The sequence below is a fragment of the Kitasatospora sp. NPDC005748 genome (genome assembly GCF_040630735.1).
Taxonomy (GTDB): Bacteria; Actinomycetota; Actinomycetes; order Streptomycetales; family Streptomycetaceae; genus Kitasatospora.
On record NZ_JBEXYD010000047.1, the window covers coordinates 1 to 25427 of the forward strand.

Below are 25427 nucleotides of genomic sequence, written 5' to 3' on the forward strand. Positions count from 1 at the left end.
GTCAAGATCCGCGGCTACCGCATCGAACTCGGCGAAATCGAAGCCCGCCTGCGCGAACACCCCCACATCACCGACACCGTCGTCACCGTCCGCGAACCCAGCCCCGGCAACAAGCGCCTCACCGCCTACCTCATCACCCACACCACCATCGACACCCACGCACTACGCGCCCAACTCGCCGACACACTCCCCGACTACATGATCCCGACCACCTACCTCACCATCGACACCATCCCCCTCACCCCCAACGGCAAGATCGACCACCGCGCCCTCCCCACCCCCGACCTCGACACCCTCACCACCACCCACTACACCGCCCCCCGCACCCCCCTCGAAGAACGCCTCGCCACCATCTGGGCCGAGGTCCTCGACCTCCCCCGCATCGGCATCCACGACAGCTTCTTCGACCTCGGCGGCGACTCCATCCGCGCCGTCCGCCTCGTCGGAGCCCTGCGCGCCGTCGGCTACGACGTCACCATCCGCGACGTCTTCCAGCAGCGCACCATCACCGCCATGGCCGCAGCCCTCCCCGGCAACGGCACCGGCGAATCCCTCATCACCGCCGTCCAGCCCTTCACCCTCATCGGCGACGAGGACCGCAAGACCCTCCCGGCCGACATCGTCGACGCCTACCCGCTCTCCCAGATCCAGACCGGCATGCTCGTCGAGATGCTCACGGCGGACGGCGGAAACAGCTACCACAACATCAACTCCTTCCGTCTGCCGGACGCGAAGGCCTTCGACGCCGCAGCGATGAGCGAGGCCATCGGCCTGGTCACCGCCCGGCACGAGATCCTTCGGACCTCGGTCGACCTGACCGGCTACAGCCGGCCGCTCCAGCTCGTCCACGCCGACATCGAGATCCCGTTCGTCGTCGAGGACCTGCGCGGCCTGACCGAGTCCGAGCAGGAAGCCCACGGCCGCGCGTTCGTCGCCGCGGCCCGGACGGCCGGGTTCGACCTGGTGAACGGCCCGCTGCTGCACCTGGCGGTCCACATCGAGTCTGCCGAGGCCTGGCGCCTGACGGTCAGCCACCTGCACGCGGTGACCGACGGCTGGACGATCAACTCCTTCCTGATGGAGCTGGTCGGCTGCTACCAGGCGCTGCGGGACGGCCGCGAGCCGGCCGCCCACGTGGCCCCGGCGGTCCGCTACGCCGACTACGTCGCCGCCGAGGAGGCCGCCCTGGCGAGCACCGAGGAGCAGGTCTTCTGGCAGGACGTCGTGGACGGGTACACCCCGCTGCGGATCCCGGCCACCTGGGCCGGCGCCGAGGACTCGGAGCAGCGCCACTCGATCGGCGTGCCGTTCGCCGACCTGGAGGAGGGCCTGCACAGGCTCGCGACCGAGGCGAAGACCTCGCTCAAGAGCGTCATGCTGGCCGCCCACCTCAAGGTGATGGGCAGCCTGACGGCCGAGGACGCCTTCCACACCGGCGTGGTCTACCACGGCCGCCTGGAGGCGCCGGGCGCCGACCGGGTGCTCGGCATGCACCTCAACACCCTGCCCTTCCCGACCACCCGGGGCGCGAAGACCTGGCGCGAACTGGTCGAGCGGACCTACGCGACGGAGACCGAGATCTGGTCGCACCGCCGCTACCCCCTGCCCGCCGTCCAGCGCGCCGCCGGGAACACCCGCGACCTGCTCACCGTGCTCTTCGACCACCAGGACTTCCACCAGGTCGACACCGGCACGGTGGACACCGGTGGTGGTCTGAACGACGGCCGCAACGAGTTCGGCCTGATGGCGATCGCCGGGGTCGGCCGGCTCAGCCTCGGGGCCGCGGTCTCGACGGTGAGCCGGGAGAACCTGGAGCGGCTGGGCGCGATGTACCGGTCGGTGCTGGAGGCGATGGCCGCCGACGCCGACGGTGACGCCCTGCCCGTCCCGCTGGCCGAGGCCGACCGCCGGCTCGTCCCGGTGCTCCGGGCACCGGTCGAGCAGCAGGCCGCCGGCTGCCTGCACGAGCTGTTCGCCGCCCAGGCCGCCCGCACCCCGGACGCCGTCGCGCTGACCAGTGGCGATCAGAGCCTGACCTACGCCGAGCTGGACGAGCGGGCCAACCGCATCGCCCACCACCTGGGCGCCCTGGGCGCCGGGCCGGAGCGGGTCGTCGGCCTGTCGCTGGAGCGCGGCCCGGACCTCGTCCCCGCCCTGCTCGGCATCCTGAAGTCCGGCGCCGCCTACCTGCCGCTGGACCCGGCCAACCCGGCCGACCGTCTCGCCTACATGCTGGCCGACGCCAAGGCGCCGATCCTGGTGACCCATTCCGCCCTGGAGCGGATCGAGTTCGCGGGCGCCCGGGTGCTGATGGACGCCGACCGGGCCGCGATCGACGCCCGCCCGGCCACCGCCCCGGCCACCGGGGTGCGCCCGGACAACCTGGCGTACGTCATCTACACCTCCGGTTCGACCGGCCTGCCGAAGGGCGTCGGCACCGCGCACGCCAACGTGCCGCGCCTGTTCGGCGCGACCCGTGCGGACTTCCCGTTCGCCGCGGACGACGTGTGGGCGCTGTTCCACTCCTACGCCTTCGACTTCTCGGTCAAGGAGATCTGGGCCCCGCTGCTGCACGGCGGCCGCCTGGTGGTCGTCCCCGCGATGGTCGCCCGGTCGCCGCAGGAGCTGGTCGAGCTGCTGGTGGCCGAGCGGGTCACCGTGCTCTGCCAGACCCCGTCCGCGTTCCGCTCGCTGACCGGGCTGGTGCAGGAGGGCGACCCGCGCGTCGACCGGCTGGGGCTGCGTGCGGTCGTGTTCGGCGGTGAGCGCCTGGACATGTCGCAACTGGCGCCCTGGACGGCGAAGTTCGGCGTGCGGACGGCCCTGGTCAACATCTACGGGCCGACCGAGACCACCGTGCACTCGATCTACCACCGGGTGACGGAGTCGGACCTGCCCCGGGCGGCGTCCCCGATCGGCCTGCCGGTCGCCGACACCGTGATCCACCTGCTGGACGCCAACGGGCACCTGGTGCCGGACGGCGTGCCGGGCGAGATCCACGTGGGCGGCCCGGGCGTGGCCCGCGGCTACCTGAACCGCCCCGGGCTGACCGCCGAGCGGTTCGTGCCGGACCCGTACGGCCCGGCCGGCTCCCGCCTGTACCGCACCGGCGACCTCGCCTGGCGCCTGCCCGACGGCCGCTACGAGTCGCTGGGCCGGATCGACGGCCAGGTGAAGGTCCGCGGCTTCCGGATCGAGCTGGGCGAGATCGAGGCCCGGTTGCGCGAGCACCCGCTGGTGGACGAGGCGACCGTGATCGTGCACCGGAACGAGGCCGGCGAGAAGTCGCTGGTCGCCTACCTGGTGCCGGCCGGCTCCGCCGCCCCGGACCTCGCGGCGGTGCGGTCGGACCTGGCGGCGGCGCTGCCCGGGTACATGGTGCCGGCGGCGTTCGTCACCCTGGCGCGGATCCCGCTGACCACCAACGGCAAGGTGAACCGCCGGGCGCTGCCCGCGCCGGAGCAGGCGGTGGGCGTCGTGGGCGAGCACCACCTCGCACCGCGCACCGAACTGGAGGCCGCCCTGGCGGCGGTCTGGGCCGAGGTGCTGGGCCTGGCGCAGGTCGGTGTCGAGGACAGCTTCTTCGACCTCGGCGGCGACTCGATCCGGGCCGTCCGCCTGGTCGGCGCGCTGCGCGAGGCCGGCCACGACCTGACCATCCGCGACGTGTTCGAGCGGCGGACCGTCGCCGCCCTGGCCGCGGCCCTGCCCGGCGGCGACGGCCGCTCGCTGATCACCGCCGTCGAGCCGTTCGCGCTGGTCGACGAGGAGGACCGGGCGGCCCTGCCCGCCGACGTCGTCGACGCCTACCCGCTCTCCCAGATCCAGACCGGCATGCTCGTCGAGCTGATGGCGGGCGAGGGCGGCACGGCCTACCACCACATCAACTCCTTCCGGATCCCGGACACCCGGCCGTTCGCCGAAGCGGCGCTGCGGCGGGCCCTGGCACTGCTGGCGGACCGCCACGAGCTGCTGCGCACCTCGGTGCACCTGACCGGGTTCGGCCGGCCGCTCCAGCTGGTGCACGCCACCGCCGAGGTCCCCGTCACCGTGCACGACCTGCGCGGCCTGACCGAGGACGAGCGGGCCGAGCGGGCGCGCGGCTACGTGGCCGAGGAGCGGGCCCGCGGGTTCGAGCTGACGGCCGCGCCGCTGCTGCGGATCGCCGTGCACGTCGAGTCGGACGAGGCCTGGCGGGTCACCGCGAGCCACATCCACGCCGTCACCGACGGCTGGACGCTCAACTCGCTGCTGATGGAGCTGCTCGACACCTACCGGACGCTGCGCGACGGCGGGACGCCGGCCGCCTACCAGGCCCCCGCGGTCCGGTACGCGGACTACGTCGCCGCCGAGCTGACCGCCCTGTCCGACCCGGCCGACCAGGCCTTCTGGCAGGACGTGGTCGACCGCCACAGCCCGCTGGAGCTGCCCGCCACCTGGCGAGACCGGAGCGCCGGGTCGCTGCTGCTCAACGTCGAGTACGCGGACCTGGAGGAGCGGCTGCGGGCGCTCGCCGTCGGCGCGAACACCTCGCTCAAGACGGTGCTGCTCGCCGCGCACCTCACGGTGATGGGCTCGCTCAGCACGGCCCCGGCCTTCCACACGGGCGTGGTCTACCACGGCCGCCTGGAGGCGCCGGGCGCGGAGCGGGTGCTCGGCATGCACCTCAACACCCTGCCCTTCCCGGCCGCCCGGGGCGCGAAGACCTGGCGCGAGCTGGTGGCGCGGGTCTTCGGCACCGAGACCGAGCTCTGGTCGCACCGCCGCTACCCGCTGCCCGCCATCCAGCGGGCGGCCGGCCCCGGCCGGGCGGCGCTGAGCGTGATGTTCGAGTTCCTCGACTTCCACCAGGTCGACCGCGGCGCGGTGGACGTCCGGGCCTCGATGAACGACGGCTCCAACGAGTTCGCCCTGACCGTGATCGCCACCGGCGGCCGGATCGGGCTCAGCACCGGGGCCGGCGCGCTCGGCCGGGCGCAGCTGGCGCAGCTCGTCGCGATGTACCGGCTGGTGCTGGAGGCGATGGCCGCCGACCCGGACGGGGACGCGACCGCCGGCTACCTGCCGGCCCCCACGGCGTCGGCGGGTGCGCCCGCGGCCGAGCTGGAGCAGCCGTTGCCGGTCGGGCTGATCGCCGAGCAGGCGGCCCGCACGCCGAAGGCGGTGGCCGTGGTCGCGTCCGGGCGCACGCTGAGCTACCGCGAGGTGGACGAGTACGCCAACCGGATCGCGCACCACCTGACCGCGCTCGCGGTCGGCCGGGGCGCGGTGGTCGGGGTGGCGCTGGCCCGCCGGGCTGAGCTGGTCCCGGTGCTCCAGGGCGTCTGGCGCGCCGGCGCCGCGTACCAACTGATCGACCCGGCCGCCGCAGCGGAGCAGGTCGACCCGCGGGTCACCTTCCTGATCACCGATCGGGCGGTGGCCGGGGGCTTCACCGGCGGGGTGCTGCGGCTGGACGACGAGGCGGCGCCGCTCGCCGCCCGGCCGGCCGGGGCGCTGCCGCTCGCGGCCTCGCCGGAGGGGGCTGCCTGCCTGCTGGACGGCGTGCTGGTCGACCACCGTGAGCTGGGCCGGCTGCTGGAGAAGGTCCGGGCCGAACTCGGCGGGATCCGGCGCGGCGCCTGGCTGGCGGCCGCTCCGGGGGCGGGCCTGCGGGCGGCGGCGGAGCTGCACCTGCCACTCACCGGCGGTGCCCGGGTGGTGCTGGCGTCCGAGGCCGAGGCCGCGGACCCGGCGGCGCTGGTCGCCCTGGTGGACGCGCAGCGCGTCACCCACGTGCAGGCCACGCCGGAGGACTGGCGGCTGCTGCTGGCGGCGGGCTTCGACAGCCACGCGGTGACCGCCCTGGTGTCCGGCGGGTCCGCGCCGGACTCCGAGGACGTGCTCGACGAGCTGCGGACCCGCGCCCAGCGGGTGGTGGCCGGCGTCGGCACCGTCCACTAGCGGCGGAACGCCCGAGGGCCCCGCGGTCGGTACGACCGCGGGGCCCTCGGGGCGGAACGGGTCAGGGCGGGCCGGACCGCGCGGCCCGACCGGACCCGATCGGGCTCGGGGACCCAGCCCGTCAGCGCCCTTCCAGGAAGCGCAGGACGGCGCGGACCCGGCGGTGGCCGCCGGCGTCCTCGCGGGGCAGGTCGAGCTTGGTGAGGATGCTGTTGATGTGCTTGCCGACGGCGCTGTCGCTGATCACCAGCGCGGCGGCGATGGAGGAGTTCGACTGGCCCTCGGCCATCAGCGCGAGCACCTCCCGCTCCCGCTCGGTCAGCCGGTCGAGCGGGCCGCTCTGCCGGCGCAGCAGGAGCTGCGAGACGACCTCGGGGTCGAGCGCGGTGCCGCCGGCGGCGACCTTGCGCAGCGCGTCCACGAACTCCTCGACGTGCGCGACGCGTTCCTTCAGGAGGTAGCCGATGCCGCTGGGGTTGGTGGCGACCAGGTCGGCCGCGTAGCGCTCCTCGACGTACTGGGAGAGCAGCAGCAGGGCGGTCTCCGGCCAGCGACGGCGGATCACCAGCGCGGCCCGCACGCCCTCGTCGGTGTGCGAGGGCGGCATCCGGACGTCGAGGATGGCGACGTCCGGCCGGTGCTCCTCGACGGCGAGGAGCACCTCCTCCGCGTCGCCGACGGCGGCGGCGACCTCGAAGCCCATCGTCTCCAGGACGTTGGTCAGGCCGACTCGCAGGAGGACGGAGTCCTCGGCGATCACGACGCGCACGGCAGCTCCACGGTGATGGTGGTCGGGCCCCCGACGGGGCTGGATATCCGGAAGGTGCCGTCCACCGAACGGGCGCGACGGCTGAGGCCGGCGATGCCGGTGCCCCGGCTCTGGTCGGCGCCGCCGACACCGTCGTCGGTGACGACGACGCGCAGCAGGTCGGCGACGCGGTCCACCCGCACGGCGGCGCGCTCGGCGCGGGCGTGCTTGGCGACGTTGTTGAGCGCCTCGGCGACGACGAAGTAGGCGACGGACTCGATGGCCGTCGCGGGGCGGCGGTCCACCGTGACCGCCAGGTCGACGGGCAGCGGGGCGCGGGCGGCGACCCCGGACAGCGCGGCGTCCAGGCCGCGGTCGTCCAGGACCGCCGGGTGCAGGCCGCGGACGAGGTGCTTCAGCTCGGCGATGGCCTCCAGCGCCTCCCGGTGCGCCTTGTCGATGACGCCCTTCGCGTTCGGCCCGGCGTCGGTCAGGGTGGCCCGGGCCAGGCCGAGGGTCATCGCCAGGGCGACCAGGCGCTGCTGGGTGCCGTCGTGCAGGTCGCGCTCGATCCGGCGCCGTTCGGCGTCGGCGGCGGCCACCAGGCCGTTCCGGCCCTCGGTCAGGTCGTCGACGCGTTCGGCGAGCCGCTCGGCCCGGCTGGGCCCGAGCAGCCGGCGGGCCAGGTAGCCGTCCGCGCCGACCACCAGCGCCGTCACCCAGGGCATCACGAGGACGAGCAGCAGGCCGCCGGCGGTGAACACGGCGGCGCGCTGGCGGACCTGCTCGGGCAGGGCCCAGATCCAGCCGTACGCGCCGGCCAGGGCGATGGCGTAGAGCCAGCCGGCCAGCACGGCGAGCCCGGCGAGCCCGAGCACCGGCCCGACCAGGACGTGGTAGCCGAGCTGGCGCCAGGCGGCCTGCGAGCGGACCGAGGTGGCGAGCCCGCGCCAGCTGAGCCGGATCGTGCTGTGGGCGGCACGCGGGATCGACTCGCCGAGCAGGTAGCGGAACCGGCGGTGCTGCGCCTCGTTCAGGGCGGTGACCGAGAGCAGCAGGAAGGCGAGCGGTCCGACCACGGTCAGCATCAGCTGGGTGGTCTCCAGCGGCCAGTAGAGCCAGTCGTCGGCGGGTTCGACGAACAGCAGCCAGGGCACCGCCACCAGGGAGAAGGAGGCCAGCTGGAGCGGGACGCCCAGGCAGAGGAACACGATGTCCCGCCAGACCCGCACCGACCACGGCGCGCGGCGGAGCGCGAGGGTGAGCAGCCGCCGCGGGGCTGTGCCGGTTGTCATGCGCCCACCGTAGTTGGCAGGCCGAAGGAGTGTCATGTCGCGCCCGTTCCGGGGAAAAGGGAAGGTGGCACCCCTTGTCGAGAAGGAGTGCCACCGGTGTGGAGCCCTGTGGTGATCAGGTGATCGGGACCACCTGGGGGCGGGCCAGCCGCAGGTAGTCGGCCGACTTGATCGCGACCGACCGGTCCAGCCGGGCGGCGTTGAAGTACAGCTCCGGCTGGTCGAAGAGGGCCGGGTCGGCGAGGACCTGGAGGTCCGGGTGGAAGGAGAACGGGGTGATCGTCCCGCTCACCGTCGCGCCGAGCGCCTCGGCGACGCCCTGGTCGGCGAACCGCGCCTTGCCGCCGCCGGCCACCCGGGCGACCTGCTTGAGGTCGACCCGGCAGTCGCCGGGTATCACGGCCAGCACGTGGCGGGCGGGCCGGCCGCCCTTGGTGACGGTGACCACCATGCACTTGGCGGCGGCGGAGAGCTCGTGGCCCCGCAGCTCGCTGGCGAGCGTGGTCTGCCCCTCCGGCGGGTGGTCCATCAGCCGGTAGGCGATGTCACCCCGGTGGAACAGGTCGAGGAGTCGTCGGTAGGTGGACGGCGGGGCGAGGTCGGCCGGGTCGGGGCGTTCCAGCAGGCCCACCGCCGCGGACTGTTCGGACGTGTCGACGAGCATTGGTCCTCCACGCTTGGTTGGCTGGGTCAGACGACGAACCGGTCCAGCGAAGGATCGACGATGATCTTCGCGTGGCGGTCCGGCTCGCCCAGTTCTGCGATCGCCCCGGCCAGTCCGTCCAGGCCGGTCACCCCGGTGATCACGGCACCGGCGTCGATCCGGCCCTCCGCGATGTCGCGCAGGGTCTGGCGGTACTCGGTCGGGCTGCCGCCGAAGGAGCCGCGGATGTCCAGCTCCTTGCCGACGGCCACGCCGGGGTCGAAGGTGTCCGGGCGCAGGCAGACGCCGACGAGCACGATGCGGGCGCCGGCCGGTGCCCCGTCCACGACCCGGGCGAGCATGCCGGGCGTGCCGACGCACTCGAAGATGACGGCGTCCTTGATCCGCACGCCCCGGTACTCGGCGGCCATCCGGTCCATCATTCCGGGGATCACCCCGAGCGAGGTCCAGCGGTCGTACGGGGACTCGACGGCCGGGTCGATCAGGATGTCGGCGCCGAGTCGCTCGGCGAGGGCCCGGCGGCGCGGCGAGAAGTCCACCGCGACGACCGGGCCGAGGCCCCTGGCCTTGAGCACCGCGACGATGCCCAGGCCCACCGGGCCGAGGCCGATCACCACGGCGACCGAGCCGGGGGCCGCCTCGGCCCGCCGGACGGCCCGGGCGGCGATCGAGAACGGCTCGGTGAGCGCGGCGGTCTTCGGGTCGAGCCCGTTGGGCACCGGCATGGTGAAGGCCTCGGAGAGCAGCATGTACTCGCCGAAGCCGCCGGGGAAGGCCGGCGTGTAGCCGATGATCCCGCTGCCCTGCGGTCCGAAGCCGATCGGCGGGCCGCACACCACGGTGCCGGTCGGCAGGGCGCGGACGGTGCCCGGGCCGTAGTCGACGATCTCGGCGGCGAACTCGTGGCCGAGCACGAGTCCCTCGCGGATGTCGTGGGTGCTCCCGCCCGTGCGGCGCATGACGTCGCCGAACGCGTCGGGGTCGTCGAGGGCGTGCAGGTCCGAGCCGCAGATGCCGCAGGCCAGGGTGCGGACCAGCACCTGTCCGGCCTGCGGCACCGGGTCCGGGACCTCCTCGACGACGAGTGCGCCCCCACGGGTGATGGCGGCACGCATGGTCGTCCTCCTCTCTGCCGGTGCGGGGTCAGGCCCGCTCGGCGATCTTCTCCGCGAGCAGTCCGGAGAGGGCGTCGATGGTGGGGTAGTCCCAGGCCAGGGTGGGCTCCAGCTCGACCTCGAACTCGTCCTCCGCGTCGCCGCACAGGGCGAGGGCGTAGACCGACTCCAGGCCGTACTCGACGAGCTTGACGTCGGGCCGGATCTGCTCGACCGGGATCTCCAGGTAGAAGGCCACCCGCTCGGTGAGCCAGGCGCGCAACTCGGTGAGGTCGTGGGTCTGCTCGATGGACGTGGTCATGGTGGTAACTCCTCGGGAGGGTCGGAAATCGTGGGGGTGGTGACGGGGCGCCGGTCAGTCCAGCGAGGCGGCGAACTCGGCCAGCGCGGCGGTGACTTCGGCGGGGCGCTCCTGCTGGGTCCAGTGGCCGCAGCCGGGCAGCAGCACGCTGCGGTGCAGCCGGGGCGCCCAGCGCCGCAGCTCGTCCGCCAGCCGGTCGGGGTCCTGGCCGCGGACCACGAAGTCGTCCGTACCGGCCAGGTAGAGCGCCGGGACCTGGATCGCGGCCTTGTTGAGCGGCGCGGTGAGCTCCCAGTTGCGGTGCAGGTTCCGGTACCAGTTCAGGCCGCCGGTGAAGCCGGTGGCGCCGAGCGCCTCGGCGTAGACGGCGAGGTCCGGCTCGGTCAGCCAGCCGGGCAGCCGGTCGGGCTCCGGGTACAGGTCGAGGAAGCCGCCGCCGTCCGGCACGACCGGGTCGAAGGGCGGCGCGCCGCCGCTGGTGCCGGCCAGCAGCCGGCGCAGTGCGGCGGGCACGTCGCGTTCCAGCTCCCGCTCGGCCGCGCCGGGTTCCTGGAAGTACAGCATGTAGAAGCGTTCGCCCATGGCGCGCCGCATCGCGGGCAGCGGCGGCAGGCCGGCCCGCGGCCGGTAGGGGATGCTCAGCCCGGCCACGCCGCGGACCAGGTCCGGGCGCATCAGCGCGGTGTGCCAGGCGACCTGGGCGCCCCAGTCGTGCCCGGCCACCACCGCCCGGTCCGCGCCGAGCGCGCCGATCAGCGCGACGACGTCGCCGACCAGGTGGTGGATGGTGTACTGGTCGGCCTCGGCGGGGCACTCGCTGAGGCCGTAGCCGCGCATGTCGGGGGCGACCACCCGGTAGCCGGCCTCGGCCAGCCCGGTGAGCTGGTGGCGCCAGGAGTACCAGAGTTCGGGGAAGCCGTGCACCAGCAAGATCAGCGGCCCCTCGCCGGTCTCGGCGACGTGCATCCGCCGGCCGGCCACCCGCAGGGTCCGGTGGACGATCTCAGCCAACGCGCCGCCCTCCCCCGCCGGTGGCGAAGCCGAACATCCGGTCCATCGCGGCCGCGTCCACCAGGGTGAGGCGCGCGACGGCGGCGTCCGGGTCGGCCAGGGCCGCGTCGACGGCCCGGACGAAGTAGCCGGCGAACCGCTCGACGGTGGCCTCGTCGAACAGGTCGACGTCGTAGCGGAAGTCGACGGCCAGCGAGTCCACGCTCTGCCGCACATTCACCGCGAGGTCCAACTGGCCTTCTGCCTGAGGGAGTTCGAACGGCGCGATGCGCAGTCCGGCGAACTCGGCCGGTGCGCCGTCGGCCGCGTCCAGGAGCAGCCTCAGCAGCGGGTCGGGGCTGCTGGTGCCGATCATGTTGAAGGTGATCCGGCAGAGCGCGGAGCCGGCGCCGGTCCGCGGCCGGTTGACCGTCCGGGTGAGCAGCTCGAACGGGTAACCGACCCGGCCGAGGCCCGCCTTGACCTGCGCGTCGGCGGCCCGGGCCGCGTCGCGGAAGCTCGCCCCCGGCGCCAGGTCGGCCCGGAACAGCAGGGTGTTGATGAAGTTCCCGACCACCTCGCGGGTCGCCGGGCTCAGCCGGGTGGTGGTCGGCGCGCCGACCAGGAAGGCGTTCTGCCGGGTGTAGCGGTGCAGCAGCCCCTGGAGGATCCCGAGCAGGAGGGAGAACAGCGAGACCCCGTCGGCCAGCGCCAGCTCGCGCAGCCCGGCCACCCGCGGGCCGCTCAGGTCCAGGTGGTGGGTGCTGCCGCGGTAGCCCGGACTCGTCGGCCGGGGGCGGTCGGTGGGGATCTCGGCCGGGATCGCCCCGGCGCAGAAATCGTGCCAGTACTGCTCCATCCGGGCGCCGCGCGGCGAGCCGAGCAGGTCGCGCTCCCGGGCCGTGTAGTCGTCGTAGTCCGCGGTGAGGGGTGCGAGGTCGAGCTCCCGGCCGTCGACCAGCCGCCGGTAGCTCTGCAGCAGGTCGCGCAGGATCAGCCAGTTGGAGGTGGCGTCGGTGCCGATGTGGTGGCCGGCCATCAGCAGGACGGCGTCCTCGGCGCCGCGGCGCAGCAGGACGAAGCGGAACGCGCCGTCGCGCTCCAGCCGGAACGGCTCGCGCAGCGCGTCCCGCACCGCGGTGCGGAACCGCTCGTCGGTCAGCCCCGGCAGCTCGCGCAGTTCCAGGCCCAGCGGGTGCCGGTCGGCGACGGTGCGGGCGGCCCGGCCGTCGTGCTCGGCGAAGAGCGAGCGGAGCATGTCGTGCCGCTCGGCGGTCGCCTCGATCGCCCGCTCCAGGGCGGGCAGGTCGACGGCGGAGCGGACGGTGAGGGCCACCCCGGTGTTGTAGACCGCGGCGTCCGGCGCCAGCCGGTAGAGGAACCAGAGCGACTGCTGCGCGTGGGAGAGGGGGTGCAGGCTGGACATCGACGTCCTTCGTTGCGGTGGGTGGGCGGGTCAGTGGCCGATGAACCGCGGGGGTTCCCCGGCGAGGTGTGCCCGCAGGCCCTCCCGCTGGTCGGCGGTGGCGAACAGGGCGGCGAACCGGTGCCGTTCGAGGTCCAGTCCCTCGGCCAGCGGCCGGCCGAGGCCCTCGTCGACGGCCCGCTTGGCGGCGCCCAGGGCGGCTGTCGGCCCGTCGGCGAACCGCTCCGCCAGCCGCTGGGCCGAGGCGTGCACCTCGGCGTCCGGGACGACCTCGTCGACCAGGCCGAGCTCGAGCGCCTCGGCCGCGTCCACCTGCCGTCCGGTCATGATCAGCCGCTTGGCCCGTGCCGGGCCGATCAGCCGGGGCAGCCGCTGGGTGCCGCCGGTGCCGGGGATGATCCCCAACCGGATCTCCGGCAGGCCGAGCACAGCCCCGGACCCGGCCACCCGGAAGTCGGCGCAGAGCGCGAGTTCGAGCCCGCCGCCCAGGGCGAAGCCCACGATCGCGGCCACCACCGGCTTGGGGATCGCGGCGATCGCGGCGAACCCGGCGTGCAGCCGGGCGGTGTACGCGTCCACCTCGGCGGGGGTGCGCTCGGCCATCGCCGCGAGGTCCGCGCCGGAGCCGAAGACGCGCCGGCCCCCGGTGAGGATCACGGCCCGGACGGCCGGGTCCGATCCGACCCGCTCGGCGGCCTCGGCCAGCTCCGCGGGCAGCACCGGGTCGGCGCCGCTGATGGTCGGGCGCAGCAGCCGGACGGTCGCGACCGGCCCGGCCTCCTCGACCCGTACGTACTTTCCCATGCTCTCTTCCTGTCACTGGGCGTCATCGGCGGCTCCCGTCGGGAGCCACCGGTCCGCGTGCGCGAGGTGCCGGCCGGTCAGGCGAGGTGCCGGCCGATGAGGTCGAATCCGGCGCCGCTCTCGTAGCGGTCGAGCAGCTCGCGCAAGACCGCCGGACGGACGGCCTCCGCCCCGGGCACCGGCGGGCAGCCGAGCCGGGCGGTGAGCCGGGCCAGCGCCGCGACGACCCACTCGGGCCGGTGCGCGTACGCGCCCGGGTGGTCCGGGTTGTTCAGCCACACGCCCAGGCAGCAGGCGGCGGCCAGCAGCACCGCGTAGCGGTGGGTGAGTTCGAAGCTCACCGGGCCGGCCAGCGGGGTGCGGTCCCGGGGCGCGAGCTCCTGGCAGGCCTGCTTGAGCGCGGTCAGCTCGTCCACCAGCTGGGCGGTGAGCCGGCCCAGGACCGGTTCGTCGCGCACCCGGGCGGCCGCGTCCACCAGGCTCCCCAGCAGCGGGTCGTACCGCCCGGCGGTGGTGCTCAGCCGGTCGAAGTCCAGCTCGGGCAGGTCCCCCGCCAGGTGGAAGACGCCGGCCGGGGCCGGTTCGCCGACCAGCCAGGCGGCGCGGGCCAGCCGGGGCAGCTGCGGGATGACGGTGGCCTGGCAGACCGTGCCGCCGGCGTGCACCAGCGAGGCGACCGGCAGGTCCCGGGCGTGCTTCTGGAACACCGCGTGCGGCCCCTCGCGCAGGAACGAGCGGGCGCCCAGCACCTGGCCCAGGGCGTCGACGGTGTCCTTGAAGAGCAGCGGCACCAGGTACTTGACGGCCGCCGCGTAGACGCTGGTCTGCCCGGGCAGCAGGTGCAGCGCTCGGCAGACCGTGGTGGCGAAGGCGTCGGCCGCCTGGAGGTCCACGAAGGCGTCGGTGAGCACCGAGCGGGCGTGCGGCAGGTCGGCCACCGTGCGGTGGTACAGCCGCCGGCCCAGCGCGAAGCCGGTGACCGTGCGCAGCTGCTGGTCCACCGCGCCGAGCGCGGCGGCGGGCAGCACCGCCCGGGTGACCTGGAAGGACCGCAGGATGGTCTCCATGGCCGCGCCGACCTCGCCGGCCACCGCGGTCACCGGCACCGGGCAGTGGTCGAACTGCAGCCCGCCCAGGTACATCGCGCGCACCCCGACGGTGCGGTAGCGCGGCAGGAAGCGCAGCCGGTCGCGCGGCGCGGTGGCCATGTCGACCAGCACCATCGAGTGGCTGCGGCTGCCGGGCTCCGGGCTGGTGCGGGCCAGCACGGTGACGGCCTCGGCACGGGCCAGGTTGTTGATGATCTCCTTGCGGCCGTCGAGGACGAGGTGGTCCTGCCGCAGGGTGCCGCGGAAGGCGGTGTTCGAGACGTCGTTGCCGGTGGACATGTCGGTGTAGGCGGCGGCGATCCGGCCGTTGCGGCACAGGACGTCCGCGAGCCACCGCTGCTGCTGGTCACCGCCCTGGGCCCACACGTTGACCGCGCCGACCAGGTTGCTGGCGCCGTGGCCGAGGCCGAGCGCCGCGTCGCGGCGGAACAGCGGGCGCAGCACCCGGGCCAGCCGGTCGGCCCGGTCGAGCCGGCCGCCGAGCCGCCGCGGCACGAACTCGGCGCCGAGCCCGTAGGCGTCCAGGACGCGCTCACCGGCCGGGAGCAGGTCGCCGCGCTCGTCGGCGGCCACGAAGGCGGCGAAGCCCAGCGGGTTGTCCTGGTACTCGGGGTCGCCGAACAGGGCCTCCAGCGGTGCCGGGTTGCCGAGGTCGGCGTAGCAGTCGGGGGTGGTGGCCGTGGTCATCGGCTGCTTCCCTTCACCAGGGGGTAGGACAGCAGGGACGGGAGGAGGCCGCTGCGTTGCTGCTCCTCCAGGAAGGGCACCAGCCGCTCCAGCAGGTCGTCGCCGGCCACCGGGCGCCGCGGGCCGAGGCCGAGCCGGGTCAGCACCCGGGCCAGCGCCGCCTCCAGCCAGAGCCCGTCGGCCCACAGGCCGCCCTGGTGCTCGGGTGCCTCGTGGTTGCGCAGCCAGAGCTGGACGGCGGCCGCGGCCGCGTACAGCAGGGCGTACCGCTCGGCCAGGTCGAAGGCCGCGCGCGGCGCCTCGACCGGGACCGGCCGGTGGGCGGCCAGTTCGACCGCCAGGCCGTCGACCGCGGCCAGCAGTGCCTCGGCCCGCCGGCCGAGCGAGGCCGGGACGGCGCCGTGCGCGGCCAGCCGGCCGAGTTCGGCCACCGCGGCGGGCAGCGCCTGCAGCACGCTGGAGCCGCCGCGCGGGAGCAGGCTGAGCCGCTCGCGGTCGAGCGGGGCCTGCGGCGCGGCCAGGTCGGTGGCCTCGGCCAGCCCGGCGGCGTCCACCGTCCGCTTGCGCAACTGGCGGGCCAGCAGGGGGAAGTGGTTGATCAGTGCGTGCAGGTTGACCAGCGCGTTGCCGTCGAAGATGCCGACGATCCGGTGGTCGCGCTGGACCTTCTGGAAGCGGCCGTGCTGGTAGGTCTCGCCGACCAGCAGCGAGCGCGATCCGAGCACGGTCCCGAGCCGGTCGATCACCTGGTCGACCAGGGTCGGCACCAGGTACTTGGTGACGGCCGAGGAGACGGCCAGCTCGCCGGGCAGCGCGTGGATGCTGCGGACGGCCACCGTGCTCACCGCCTCGGCGAGCAGCACGTCCGCGTACGACTGCGCCAGCAGCCTGCGGGTCTGCGGGAGTTCGGCCAGCAGCCGGCCGTAGGCCCGCCGCTCCAGGGCGTAGCCGGCGGCCAGCGTGAGCGCGTTGTCGGCGGCGCCGAGCGACAGCGCGGCGCACATCGTGCGGGTCAGCTGGAGGCTCTTGAGGACGATCTCGGCGCCGTCGCCCTCGCCGCCGACCAGCGCGTCGGCCGGCACCCGGGCGTCGGTGAAGGCCACCCCGCTGATGTCGGCGCCGCGGATGCCGTGCAGCTTCACGGCCGGCAGCGGCCGGTAGCCGGGCGGCGCGACGGCGGACTTGTCGATCATCAGCAGGCTGAAGCCGCGCGCGTCGCCGGCCTCGCCGGTACGGGCCAGCAGGCAGACCGCCCGGCCGCGGTTGGCGTTGTTGATGAGCCACTTCTCGCCGCTCACCCGGTAACCGTCCCCGGTCGGCACGGCGACGACCTCGCCGGCCAGCAGGTCGCTGCCGTGGTCGCGCTCGGTCAGGCCCCAGGAGACCACCGTCCCGTCGAGCACCTGGGCGGCCAGCCGCTCGGCCTGCTCCCGGCTGCCGCCGACCCAGACCGACACCGCGCCGAGGAAGGTCTTGCCGTGCGCGATGGCGACGGTGAGGTCCCGGCGGGCGACCGCGCGCATCAGCTGCAGGACGTGCTCGTAACTCTCCAGCGCCCCGCCGTACTCGGCCGGGACGTAGTGCCGGGGCAGCCCCAGCAGGTCCAGCTCCCGGCAGATCTCGACCGGGAACTCCTCCCGGTCGTCCAGCGCGCCGCAGCGCGCGTAGGAGAACAGCCGTCCGCCGTCCTCGGGGTCGCCGAGGGCGCGGTCCAGCTCCCCGGCGATCCGACGGGAGGGGTGGGTGGCGGCGTGGGTCATCGCGCACCGGCCGCGCTGCGGTAGCGGGCGGCGGTGGCCGGGTCGAGGTCCTCGACCACCGGCTCCAGCGCTCCGGTCATGAACAGCTCACGCATGAGCGAGCGCTGCACCTTGCCGCTGGTGGTCTTGCGGACCTGGCCGGGCCGCAGCAGCACCAGGTTGGGGATCCGCACGCCGACCCGCTCGGCGAGCCGGCCGCGCAGCTGCCGGGCGAACTCGGCCAGCTCCTCGGGGGCGCCGGGGCGGCGGCGGACCTCGTGCATCACCACGATCTGCTCACCGGTGCCCGGCACCGTGCAGACGCTGCCGCTGAGCCCGTTGAACGCCTCGTCCAGTTCGGCGAGTTCGCGCTCGATGTCGTGCGGGTAGAGGTTGCGGCCGTTGACGATCAGGACTTCCTTGATCCGCCCGGTGACGTACAGCCGGCCCTCGTGCAGGGCGCCGGTGTCGCCGGTGCGCAGGTAGCCCGCCGCGCCCTCCGCCGTGACGGCGCGGAAGGTCGTCGCGGTGGCCTCGGGGTTGCGCCAGTAGCCGGCGGCCACGCTGTCGCCTCGGATCCAGATCTCACCGATCCCGCCGTCCGGGAGGGTGGCGGCGGTGGCCGGGTCGACGATCCGCACGTCGAGGTCGTGGACGGTGCCGCTGCTCACCAGCAGCGGGCCGTCGCCGCCCGGGGCGACCGGACGCAGCTCGTTGGCGGCGAGCGCCTCGGCGTCGACGGCCGTCAGGGCCGGGGTCTCGCCGCGCGGCGTGCCGGAGACCAGCAGGGTGGTCTCGGCCATGCCGTAGCAGGGGTTGAACTGGTCGAGCCGGAAGCCCGCCGGGGCGAACCGGTCGACGAACCGGCGCAGGGTGGCGGCGCTCACCGGCTCCGCGCCGTTGCCCGCGCTGACCAGGCTGCCCAGGTCCAGTCCGGCCAGCTGGGCGTCGGTCACCCGGCGGGCGCACAGGTCGTAGGCGAAGTTCGGGGCCGACGTGTGGGTGGCGCGCCGGCTGCTGATCAGCTCCAGCCACAGGTGCGGGCGGCGCAGGAAGGCCATCGGGGCGAGCTGGTAGCCGAGGGCGCCGACGTACAGCGGTGCGATCAGGGCGCCGATCAGGCCCATGTCGTGGTGCTGGGGCAGCCAGCAGGCGCCGCGGCTGTCGTACTCCAGCGCGAAGGCCCGCGCGATCAGGCCGATGTTGTGGCGCAGCGAGCGCTGGGTGACCATCACGCCCTTGGGCGCGCTGGTCGACCCCGACGTGTACTGGATGAACACCAGGTCGTCGTCGGCGGTCGGCGGCACCTGCCAGTCGGGGGCGGGCGCCAGGTCCAGCAGGTCGGTGGCCACGCAGGGCAGCTCGGTGACACCGGCCTGCTCCAGCATGGCGACGGCCGTGCCGTGGTTGGCCGAGTCGGTCAGCACCAGACGGATGTCGGCGTCCCGCACGATGCCGTCGACGCGGGAGCTGTGGCCGCGCTGGGTGCTGGGCTGGGGCGCCGGAACGGCCACCACGCCCGCGTACAGGCAGCCGGCCAGCGCGGTCACGAACTCGGGTCCGGCCCCGTACAGCAGCATCACGCGCTCGCCGACGGCGCACCGCTCGCGCAGCCAGGAGGCGACCGAGCGGGCCGCGCGGTCGAGGTCACCGAAGCTCAGCGGCTGCTCCGACCAGCCGTCGGAGGCGGCCTCGACGAAGACCAGGGCGGTGCGGTCGGGGGTTTCGCGGCCGTGCCGCTCCAGTCGGGTCACCAGGTGATCGGCCATCAGCACGGCCTCTTTTCGGTCAGGGGTGGACGGTGGCGGGGCGGGGCGGGACGCCGGCGCCCGCGGGGACGGCGACGGGCGGGCGCGGCGCGGGCGGGGCGGGGCGGGGCGGGGTTCAGGCGCGACCGGTGCCGAGCACCTGGCGCAGCCGCAGGTCGGACTGCAGGTGCCCGGCGATGTGGGCGAGCAGCTGCTTCTCCTGGGCCTGGAGGTAGAAGTGGTCGCCGGGGAAGATCCGCAGCTCGAAGCCGGCGCTGGTGGTGTCCGACCAGGCGGCGACGTTGTCGGGCGCGCACTCGGCGTCCCGGGCCCCCACGTAGGCGACGACCGGCACCCGGTGGCGTCCGGCCGCGGGGTCGGGCCGGTAGGCGGCCGACAGCCGGTAGTCGGCCCGGATGCTGGGGAGCACCAGCTCCAGGAGGCCCGGGTCCATGTCGGCCAGCGAGCTGTGGCCGAGCTGGCGCAGCTCGGCCAGGAAGTCGGCGTCGTCCGCGGCCGCCGACTCCTCGCGCTCACGGCGGTGCGGGGCCTCGGAGCCGGAGACGAACAGCCGCACCGGGCGCACGCCGTGCTCGGCGCCGAGCCGCAGCGTCACCTCGTGCGCGACCACGGAGCCCATGCTGTGGCCGAACAGGGCCAGCGGCACTCCGTCGGCGGCCAGAACGGCCAGGGCGGCGGCGATCTCGTCCGCCATCGCGTGGACGGAGGGCGCGTAGGGGTCGCCGAGGCGGTCCTGCCGGCCCGGGTAGCAGGCCGACAGCACCTCGATGTCCTCGGGCAGTTCACGGGCCCAGGACCAGTAGGCGGTGGGTGCTCCGCCGGCGTGCGGGAAGCAGACCAGCCGCAGCCGCGGGGCCGGAGCCGTGTGGTAGGTGCGGAACCACAGCGCCACGGAGTCGGTCATGAGCGTCCTTCGGGGGAGGGGTGCGGCCATGGAGATGCCGATCTATCAGCACCGCCACGGTGCCGCCCGCTCCTATACCGCGCCCATATCGGGCGGTCGGCCGCGCAAGTCCGCCGCCCCCGCCCGGTCCGCTACAGCAGCGCGTAGAGGGCCGAGGCGTCGTCGTGCGCCTTGCCGCGCGGCCACCGCTCGCAGGCCGCGTCCGACCGCTCGACCGCCCGCACCTGGGCGATCAGCTCGCCCGGCCCCGACTCGGCGAGCAGTCGCAGGGCGTCCGCCCAGCTGCCCAGTCCGAAGCGCTCGGTGTAGCGCGAGGCGCCGTCGCTCAGCGCGGCCACCGCGTGCAGCCGCTCCAGCTCGACGAAGCCGGTCTCGGCGTGCTGCGCGGCCTTGGGGCTGGCGGCGGCGATCCACGGGCCGGTGCCGGAGTTCCGGGCGGCCCGGACGGCCAGCGCGTACTCCAGGTGGAGCGCGGCGCGCTCGGTGGAGCCGGGCACCGTCGACCAGACCTGGCGGCGCACCTCCTCACCGGCGGGGAAGCGCTGGTTGTCGCCGATCACCTTGAGCGGCCCGTCCTTGTACTGCAGCACCAGCAGCGAGTCCCCGAGCACCAGGTACTCCAGCGCACTGCCGTGCCGCCGGGCGGCGACCACCATGGCGGCGGGCGTGTTGGGGTGGGCGAGGTCGCAGCGGCCCCCGTGCAGCGCCGCCGTCTCCACGATGGCGTCGGCCAGGCACTCGGCGATCGAGCGGTCCGCCCGGTCGGTCAGCCGGGCCAGCAGGTGCACCCCCAACCGCCGTACGTACCAGGGGGTGCCGTGCCGGCACCCCGACTCCAGCCCGGTCGGCGAGCTCGCGCCGTCGAGCAGTACGAGCGCCTCCGGCGAGGCCGCCGCGAAGTCCTCGCTCTCGCGGTCCGGCCGCCGTGCTTCCCCTGCCAGCTGTACCTGCATCCCGACAGTGTGGACGCCGGGTGGGGCGCGCGCCCAGACCCGTGCACGCGGTGCGCGCCGCCGGCGCCGGACCGTCCGGTGGCAGCGGGGGTAATTCGGCCATACCGTCGGATATCGAGTGGACAATTCGGCCAATCAGGGCCTGTCAGGTTTCGCGGTCTCCTTCGAGGGGCCGGGCCGCACGGGACTGACGAGGACGAGGAGCGACGGATGTTCTGGCAGTTCATCGTGCTGGTGGCCGCGTCGATCGGCTTTCCGACCGCGGCCCTGCTGTTCCTGATCGGCGGCCCCCGCTTCCCCGACGAGGAGCGCGACAGGGGCTGACCCCGCCCGCCGCGCCGCTCAGCGGGCCGGGCCGCCCAGGGCCCGCTCCAGCGGCGCGGCCAGGGCCAGCAGCGACTCGTCCGCACCGGCCGCGCCGACCACCTGGAGCCCGAGCGGCAGGCCGTCCGCGCTCACCCCGGCGGGCAGGCTGACGGCGGGCAGCCCGGCGTAGCTCCACGGCAGGGACATCACCGCGTCCCCGGTGCTGCCCAGCCCGGACGGGGCCGGCCCGGTGGCGGAGGGCGCGACCACCAGGTCCACCCCCGCGGCCGCCCAGGCCTCGGCGAGCCGGGCGCGGACGTGCTCGCGGACGCCGAGCGCCGTCTCGTGGTCCTCCGGCCGGACGGCCTGGCCGTGCCGGATGCCGGCCGCCGTCTCCGGCCGGTAGAGGCCGCCGAACCGGGCGAACCAGTCGGCGTGGCCGCGGGCCTGCTCGAAGCGGTTGATCGTCCGCACCTGCCGCACCAGCCACGCGAAGTCGGGCAGCAACTCGATCTCGCGCACCGTCGACCCCGCGGCGGCCAGCCGGTCCAGCTGCGCCCGGAAGGCCGCCAGCGCCGCCGGTCCGGCCTGCTCCAGGTACGGCCCGGCGGGCACCCCGAGGACGGGCGGGCCGAGGACGGGCGGCCCGTCGCCGGGCGGACCTCCCTGCCGCTCGCCCCGCCAGTCGTCGCAGAGCAGCGGCGCCGCCAGCGCCGCCCCGGCGAGGTCGGCGGTGAACAGGCCGACGGTGTCGAAGCTCGGCGCGTTGGGGATCACCCCGTCGAGCGGGATCCGCCCGTACGTCGGCCGGAAGCCCACCACTCCGCAGTAGGCGGCGGGCCGGACGACCGAGCCGATCGTCTGGGTGCCGATCGCCAGCGGCACCAGCCCGGCCGCGACCGCCGCCGCCGAGCCGCTGCTGGAGCCGCCCGGCGTGTGCCCGGGGTGGTGCGGGTTCCGGGTCGGGCCCGGAGCGCTGCCGGCGAACTCGGCGGTCACCGTCTTGCCCGCCACCAGCGCGCCCGCGGCCCGCAGCCGGTCCACCACGGCGGCCTGCGGACCGGCCAGCACGCCCGGCGGCAGCGCCGATCCGGCGTGCGTGGGCAGGCCGTCGACGTGGACGATGTCCTTGATCCCGACCGCCACCCCGTACAGCGGCGGGGCGGTGGCCGGATCGGGGTGGCGGGCGGCCAGCGCGCGGGCCTCGGCGTGCAGCCGCTCCGGCCGGCCGGCCTCGGGCACGAAGGTGTGCAGCAGCGGGTCCAGCCGCTCGATCCGGCCGCAGAGCCGGTCGACCCGCCCGGCGAGGTCGGCGTCACCGCCCCGCGACCGCGCGACCTCGTCGGCCAGCGACCGCGGACGGACCAGGGACTTCTCCATGCCGACCACGCTAGGGCCCGCCCGGCGGTTCGCGCCGCATCAGCGCGCGGCCGGAGCCGCCGGACGCGCCACGGGCGGCGGCCGCCGGGCTACGGGTGTTCGGTCGCCAGGTACGGGGTCTCGCGCAGGAAGTACGCGCCGCAGGTGTGGCAGCAGAGTTCGGGCGTCTTGCCCCAGTCCGCCGGATCCCGCAGCTGTGCCCCCTCGTCCAGCTCCCGGCCGCACATGGCGACGGCTTCGGAGCCGCGGACCATGTGCCAGAGCCTCACCCCGGCGGACGGACCGCCGTCACCGTACTCGGCGCGCATCTGGTGCATCATTCCCCCATCGTCCGGCGGCCCTCCGGCCCCGGCAACCGGGGGCCGACGGCGCCGCCCGCCCCGGCCGTACCCGGTCAGACCAGGCTGCCGTGCAGCCGCAGCCGGGCGATGCCGCCGTCGGGGAAGACGTCGAGCCGGACGTGGGTGGCGGGCCGGGGCGCGTCCAGCACCAGACGGTGGACGGCGTCGGGCTGGAGCCGGGTGCGGGGCACCAGCTCGAACCACTCCTGCGGGTCGGCGGCCCGCTCGTCCCGCCCGTGGAGCGCGGCCCAGCCGGCCGCGTTGCCGACGTAGTAGCCGGTGTCGATCTCCACCGCGCGGATCGCTCCGCGCCCGGCGAGGCGCAGCAGGACCCAGTCGTGGCCGGCGTCCCGGCGCCGGCGGTTCTCCCAGCCGTCGCCCATCGCCCGGGACCGGCCGGGCAGCGCGAGGTTGGCCGGGGGCGAGAAGAAGCGGTCGGAGGCGTCCTCGACCGCGCCGCCGTGCTCGATCGCGGCCAGGTCGAAGGTGCCGAGCGCGGCCAGCCAGGCGGTGTCCGGCCGGGCCTCGCCGTGCACCCGCAGCCGGGCGATGCCGCCGTCGGGGTACTGGCTGAGCCGCAGGTGGGTGAAGCGGCGGCCGTCCTCGACGGCGAAACCGTTGGCGGCGTGGCCGCGCACCGGCGAGGCGGGCACCAGCGGGTGCCAGACGGTGGAGTCGGCGAGCAGCTCCTCCGGGCCCGGGGTGCCGGGGAGTTCGGCGCCCTCCAGGGCGATCCGCTGCGGGTGGTTGCCGCGGAAGTGCGCGGTGTCGACGATCACGCCGTGCACGACCCCCGGCACTCCCAGGCGGATCAGCGCCCAGTCGTGGTCCTCGGCGGTCGGGTGCGGACGGTCGGTGCCGGCGCCGCGGCGGCGGCGGGTCTCCCAGCCGTCCATGATCTGGCCCTTGTTGCCGAAGGTGTGCGGGCGGAACTCGGCGGGCTCGGGCAGCAGCAGGTTCTCCCGCTCGGCGAAGAGCTCGTCGTTGGCGGCGATCACGGCGCCGCCGAGCCGGCGGTCGGCCAGGTCGGTGAGGGCGGTGAAGGCGAAGCTGCCGGAGCGGTAGTCGGCGTAGGGGTTGCCGCCCGCGTAGGGCAGCGCGTCGGCGGTCTCGGGGGCGGCGGTCTCGGGGGCGGTCGCGTCGGTGGTCATGCCTCCACGGTCACCCCGGCACACCCGTCAGGTCCATCACAAAGATCTGACCAGAACGTTCAGCCGGACTGAACGTCCCGGGCGGCCTCGGCCAGGGCCGCGAGCACCCGGCGCAGCGGCGGCGTCCCCTCCGTCCCCGCGCGGACCGCGGCGACCACCCGGCGGGTCGGCAGGTCGGCGGGCAGCGCCCGGACCACCGCCCCGCCGACCCGCCCCGCCGAGGCCAGCCGGGGCACCAGCGCCACCCCGAGTCCGGCCGCGACCATCGCCAGGATCGCCGACCAGTCCGCGGCGGTGTGCGCGCGCTCGGGCACGAACCCGGCGTCCGCGCACGCCGTCAGGGTGATCTCCCGCCAGGGGCCGGCGGCGCCGTAGATCCACGGCTCGTCGGCGAGGTCCGCGAGCCGCAGGTCCGGGGCGTCGGCCCTCGGGTGCCCGGGCGGCAGCGCCACGTCCAGCGGGTCGCTGAGCAGGACGGACTCGACGAAGCGGGGATCGCCGCCGGCCGGCCGCACCGCGAGCGAGAGCGCCAGGTCGACGTCCCCCGCCGACAGCAGCCCGTAGGCCCCGGCCGCCTCCGTCTCCACCACCCGCACCGCCAGCCGCGGCGCGTCCGCCCGCAGCCGGGCGATCGCCGGGACGAGCAGCCCGCCGATCGCGGTGGCGAAGGCGCCCACCCGCACCTCGCCCGCCTCGCCGTGCAGGTACCCCGCCAGCTCCGCCTCGGCCCGCTCCAACTGCCCGAACACCACCTCGGCGTGGCGCAGCACCAGCCGCGCCGCGCTGGTCAGCCGGACCCGCCGCCCGTACGGCTCCAGCATCGGCGCGCCCACCTGCCTGGCCAGCGCCGACACCTGCTGCGAGACCGCCGACGGCGAGAGCCGCAGCCGCTCCGCCGCGGCCGTCACCGTCCCGCACTCACCGACCGCCCACAGCACCCGCAGCCGCCGCAGATCCCACTCACCCACCGCACCCATCGCGCCAGCGTAGTTCCGCCCCGGCCGCCCCGGAGGGCGCGCCCGGACCGGCGCCGGGCGGGGTGTCCGCGGTGGTCAGCAGGCCCGCAGCAGGGCGTCGTCCTGCCACTTGAGGATCTTTTGATCCCCGCAAGCCCGTGACCTGCGGGTTCAACCAGAAAAGTGCCGCTGGCCAGGCGAAACTACCTTCAGTAGTTCGCACTGGTCAGCGGCACTTTTGGCCCTCATGTGCCCCCGATGTGCCCTGCAGGGCACCGTTCACGGTCACCTCCCCAGGCACGGTGGCGCGTCCGTACTCGCTGGAGTCCTGGGTGTCCGGCTCCCCCCTGCAGCGAGTTGCGAAGTCGCCTTCGAGCCGGGCCACCAAAGTGCCGAAGCGGGTTGCGGTCTCGCCAGGGTCGTAGTCCTGGCCACTCCAGCCGCCGCGGGGCATCAAGCTCGCGCAACAACGTCAGCAGACGCGCTTCGCTCTCGGGCATGCGCTCATCCTGGCGCACCAGCTCTGGGGCACCACCACGCCCACCGTTCCCCGACATCACCCATTCAAGTTCAAGCAGCCATGAGGACGACCTTCCCTTGGCCTGATCTGCCCATCAGCATCTGCTGACACGGCCGCCCTACCGACGTGCAGCGCCAGGACGCACAAGGCTCGGTATCCATCCGGGCCCCAAACTGATTGGTCAAAGACCACCCATTCATGGCCGCCTCAGCAGTATGACAACTACTCCACACGCATGGCGACTTTTACATTCTGCGAGAAGTGCGCCTAATCTCGCGTCTACCCGACCCCACCGGACGGGCGCCACCAGCCCGAGAAGAGGAAAG

At 74.9% G+C, this 25427-nt stretch carries 18 protein-coding genes; 1 reads left to right on the top strand and 17 read right to left on the bottom strand.

Features of this window, described 5'->3' with window-relative positions; translation table 11 throughout:
- Positions 1 to 5943: amino acid adenylation domain-containing protein (locus ABZ495_RS27120; RefSeq protein WP_359838528.1), on the top strand; the 5943-nt coding region annotated here is incomplete at its 5' end.
- A 121-nt stretch (positions 5944 to 6064) separates the two neighbouring features.
- On the opposite strand, the gene ABZ495_RS27125 is transcribed toward ABZ495_RS27120, so the two are convergent.
- The 17 genes from ABZ495_RS27125 to ABZ495_RS27205 form a co-directional block, all read right to left on the bottom strand.
- The gene (locus ABZ495_RS27125; protein ID WP_329488963.1) at positions 6065 to 6712 is read right to left on the bottom strand and encodes a response regulator transcription factor; all 648 of its coding nucleotides are present in this window, start codon (positions 6710 to 6712) and stop codon (positions 6065 to 6067) included.
- The gene (locus ABZ495_RS27130; RefSeq protein ID WP_352296464.1) at positions 6700 to 7986 is read right to left on the bottom strand and encodes a sensor histidine kinase; all 1287 of its coding nucleotides are present in this window, start codon (positions 7984 to 7986) and stop codon (positions 6700 to 6702) included. The genes ABZ495_RS27125 and ABZ495_RS27130 overlap by 13 nt, the downstream gene beginning before the upstream one ends.
- A 115-nt stretch (positions 7987 to 8101) precedes the next feature.
- On the bottom strand, positions 8102 to 8650 hold the full coding sequence (locus ABZ495_RS27135; protein ID WP_359838530.1) for a YbaK/EbsC family protein: 549 nt from the start codon (positions 8648 to 8650) through the stop codon (positions 8102 to 8104).
- 26 nt (positions 8651 to 8676) lie between these two features.
- The gene (locus ABZ495_RS27140) at positions 8677 to 9765 is read right to left on the bottom strand and encodes a zinc-binding dehydrogenase (RefSeq protein WP_359838532.1); all 1089 of its coding nucleotides are present in this window, start codon (positions 9763 to 9765) and stop codon (positions 8677 to 8679) included.
- 28 nt (positions 9766 to 9793) lie between these two features.
- Positions 9794 to 10066 (bottom strand): acyl carrier protein, encoded by a 273-nt coding sequence (locus tag ABZ495_RS27145; RefSeq protein WP_329488959.1) that lies wholly within the window; start codon positions 10064 to 10066, stop codon positions 9794 to 9796.
- Positions 10067 to 10120: 54 nt separating this feature from the next.
- A complete protein-coding gene (locus ABZ495_RS27150; protein WP_359838584.1) occupies positions 10121 to 11032 on the bottom strand; it encodes an alpha/beta hydrolase in 912 nt (303 codons plus the stop codon).
- 37 nt (positions 11033 to 11069) lie between these two features.
- Complete coding sequence (locus ABZ495_RS27155) at positions 11070 to 12482, bottom strand: condensation domain-containing protein (protein ID WP_359838534.1); 1413 nt, start codon at positions 12480 to 12482, stop codon at positions 11070 to 11072.
- 30 nt (positions 12483 to 12512) lie between these two features.
- A complete protein-coding gene (locus ABZ495_RS27160; RefSeq protein ID WP_359838536.1) occupies positions 12513 to 13286 on the bottom strand; it encodes an enoyl-CoA hydratase-related protein in 774 nt (257 codons plus the stop codon).
- Positions 13287 to 13363: 77 nt separating this feature from the next.
- The gene (locus tag ABZ495_RS27165) at positions 13364 to 15082 is read right to left on the bottom strand and encodes an acyl-CoA dehydrogenase (RefSeq protein ID WP_359838538.1); all 1719 of its coding nucleotides are present in this window, start codon (positions 15080 to 15082) and stop codon (positions 13364 to 13366) included.
- Positions 15079 to 16842, bottom strand: a complete 1764-nt coding sequence (locus ABZ495_RS27170; RefSeq protein ID WP_359838540.1) for an acyl-CoA dehydrogenase family protein — start codon at positions 16840 to 16842, stop codon at positions 15079 to 15081. The genes ABZ495_RS27165 and ABZ495_RS27170 overlap by 4 nt, the downstream gene beginning before the upstream one ends.
- The gene (locus ABZ495_RS27175; RefSeq protein WP_359838542.1) at positions 16839 to 18590 is read right to left on the bottom strand and encodes a fatty acyl-AMP ligase; all 1752 of its coding nucleotides are present in this window, start codon (positions 18588 to 18590) and stop codon (positions 16839 to 16841) included. Before ABZ495_RS27175 ends, ABZ495_RS27170 begins: the two co-directional genes overlap by 4 nt.
- A gap of 115 nt (positions 18591 to 18705) precedes the next feature.
- A complete protein-coding gene (locus ABZ495_RS27180; RefSeq protein WP_352296441.1) occupies positions 18706 to 19494 on the bottom strand; it encodes an alpha/beta fold hydrolase in 789 nt (262 codons plus the stop codon).
- Between the two features lie 131 nt (positions 19495 to 19625).
- On the bottom strand, positions 19626 to 20447 hold the full coding sequence (locus ABZ495_RS27185) for an integrase (protein ID WP_352296438.1): 822 nt from the start codon (positions 20445 to 20447) through the stop codon (positions 19626 to 19628).
- Positions 20448 to 20789: 342 nt separating this feature from the next.
- Positions 20790 to 22133: an amidase gene (locus tag ABZ495_RS27190; RefSeq protein WP_359838544.1), complete on the bottom strand. Its 1344-nt coding sequence runs from the start codon at positions 22131 to 22133 to the stop codon at positions 20790 to 20792.
- Between the two features lie 89 nt (positions 22134 to 22222).
- On the bottom strand, positions 22223 to 22453 hold the full coding sequence (locus tag ABZ495_RS27195) for a hypothetical protein (RefSeq protein ID WP_329488950.1): 231 nt from the start codon (positions 22451 to 22453) through the stop codon (positions 22223 to 22225).
- A gap of 74 nt (positions 22454 to 22527) precedes the next feature.
- Positions 22528 to 23625 (bottom strand): allantoicase, encoded by a 1098-nt coding sequence (gene alc, locus ABZ495_RS27200; protein ID WP_359838546.1) that lies wholly within the window; start codon positions 23623 to 23625, stop codon positions 22528 to 22530.
- A 59-nt stretch (positions 23626 to 23684) separates the two neighbouring features.
- Positions 23685 to 24593: a LysR family transcriptional regulator gene (locus ABZ495_RS27205; protein WP_359838586.1), complete on the bottom strand. Its 909-nt coding sequence runs from the start codon at positions 24591 to 24593 to the stop codon at positions 23685 to 23687.
- Positions 24594 to 25427 lie beyond the last annotated feature (834 nt).

Bases quoted from the DNA above. Each gene is read 5' to 3' on its own strand.
- ABZ495_RS27165 (WP_359838538.1), bottom strand. From the start codon at position 15,082: ATGACCACGGCCACCACCCCCGACTGCTACGCCGACCTCGGCAACCCG.
- ABZ495_RS27155 (WP_359838534.1), bottom strand. From the start codon at position 12,482: ATGTCCAGCCTGCACCCCCTCTCCCACGCGCAGCAGTCGCTCTGGTTC.
- ABZ495_RS27145 (WP_329488959.1), bottom strand. From the start codon at position 10,066: ATGACCACGTCCATCGAGCAGACCCACGACCTCACCGAGTTGCGCGCC.
- ABZ495_RS27130 (WP_352296464.1), bottom strand. From the start codon at position 7,986: ATGACAACCGGCACAGCCCCGCGGCGGCTGCTCACCCTCGCGCTCCGC.
- ABZ495_RS27180 (WP_352296441.1), bottom strand. From the start codon at position 19,494: ATGACCGACTCCGTGGCGCTGTGGTTCCGCACCTACCACACGGCTCCG.
- ABZ495_RS27160 (WP_359838536.1), bottom strand. From the start codon at position 13,286: ATGGGAAAGTACGTACGGGTCGAGGAGGCCGGGCCGGTCGCGACCGTC.
- ABZ495_RS27170 (WP_359838540.1), bottom strand. From the start codon at position 16,842: ATGACCCACGCCGCCACCCACCCCTCCCGTCGGATCGCCGGGGAGCTG.
- ABZ495_RS27185 (WP_352296438.1), bottom strand. From the start codon at position 20,447: ATGCAGGTACAGCTGGCAGGGGAAGCACGGCGGCCGGACCGCGAGAGC.
- alc (WP_359838546.1), bottom strand. From the start codon at position 23,625: ATGACCACCGACGCGACCGCCCCCGAGACCGCCGCCCCCGAGACCGCC.
- ABZ495_RS27150 (WP_359838584.1), bottom strand. From the start codon at position 11,032: ATGCACGTCGCCGAGACCGGCGAGGGGCCGCTGATCTTGCTGGTGCAC.
- ABZ495_RS27175 (WP_359838542.1), bottom strand. From the start codon at position 18,590: ATGGCCGATCACCTGGTGACCCGACTGGAGCGGCACGGCCGCGAAACC.
- ABZ495_RS27190 (WP_359838544.1), bottom strand. From the start codon at position 22,133: ATGGAGAAGTCCCTGGTCCGTCCGCGGTCGCTGGCCGACGAGGTCGCG.
- ABZ495_RS27135 (WP_359838530.1), bottom strand. From the start codon at position 8,650: ATGCTCGTCGACACGTCCGAACAGTCCGCGGCGGTGGGCCTGCTGGAA.
- ABZ495_RS27195 (WP_329488950.1), bottom strand. From the start codon at position 22,453: ATGATGCACCAGATGCGCGCCGAGTACGGTGACGGCGGTCCGTCCGCC.
- ABZ495_RS27140 (WP_359838532.1), bottom strand. From the start codon at position 9,765: ATGCGTGCCGCCATCACCCGTGGGGGCGCACTCGTCGTCGAGGAGGTC.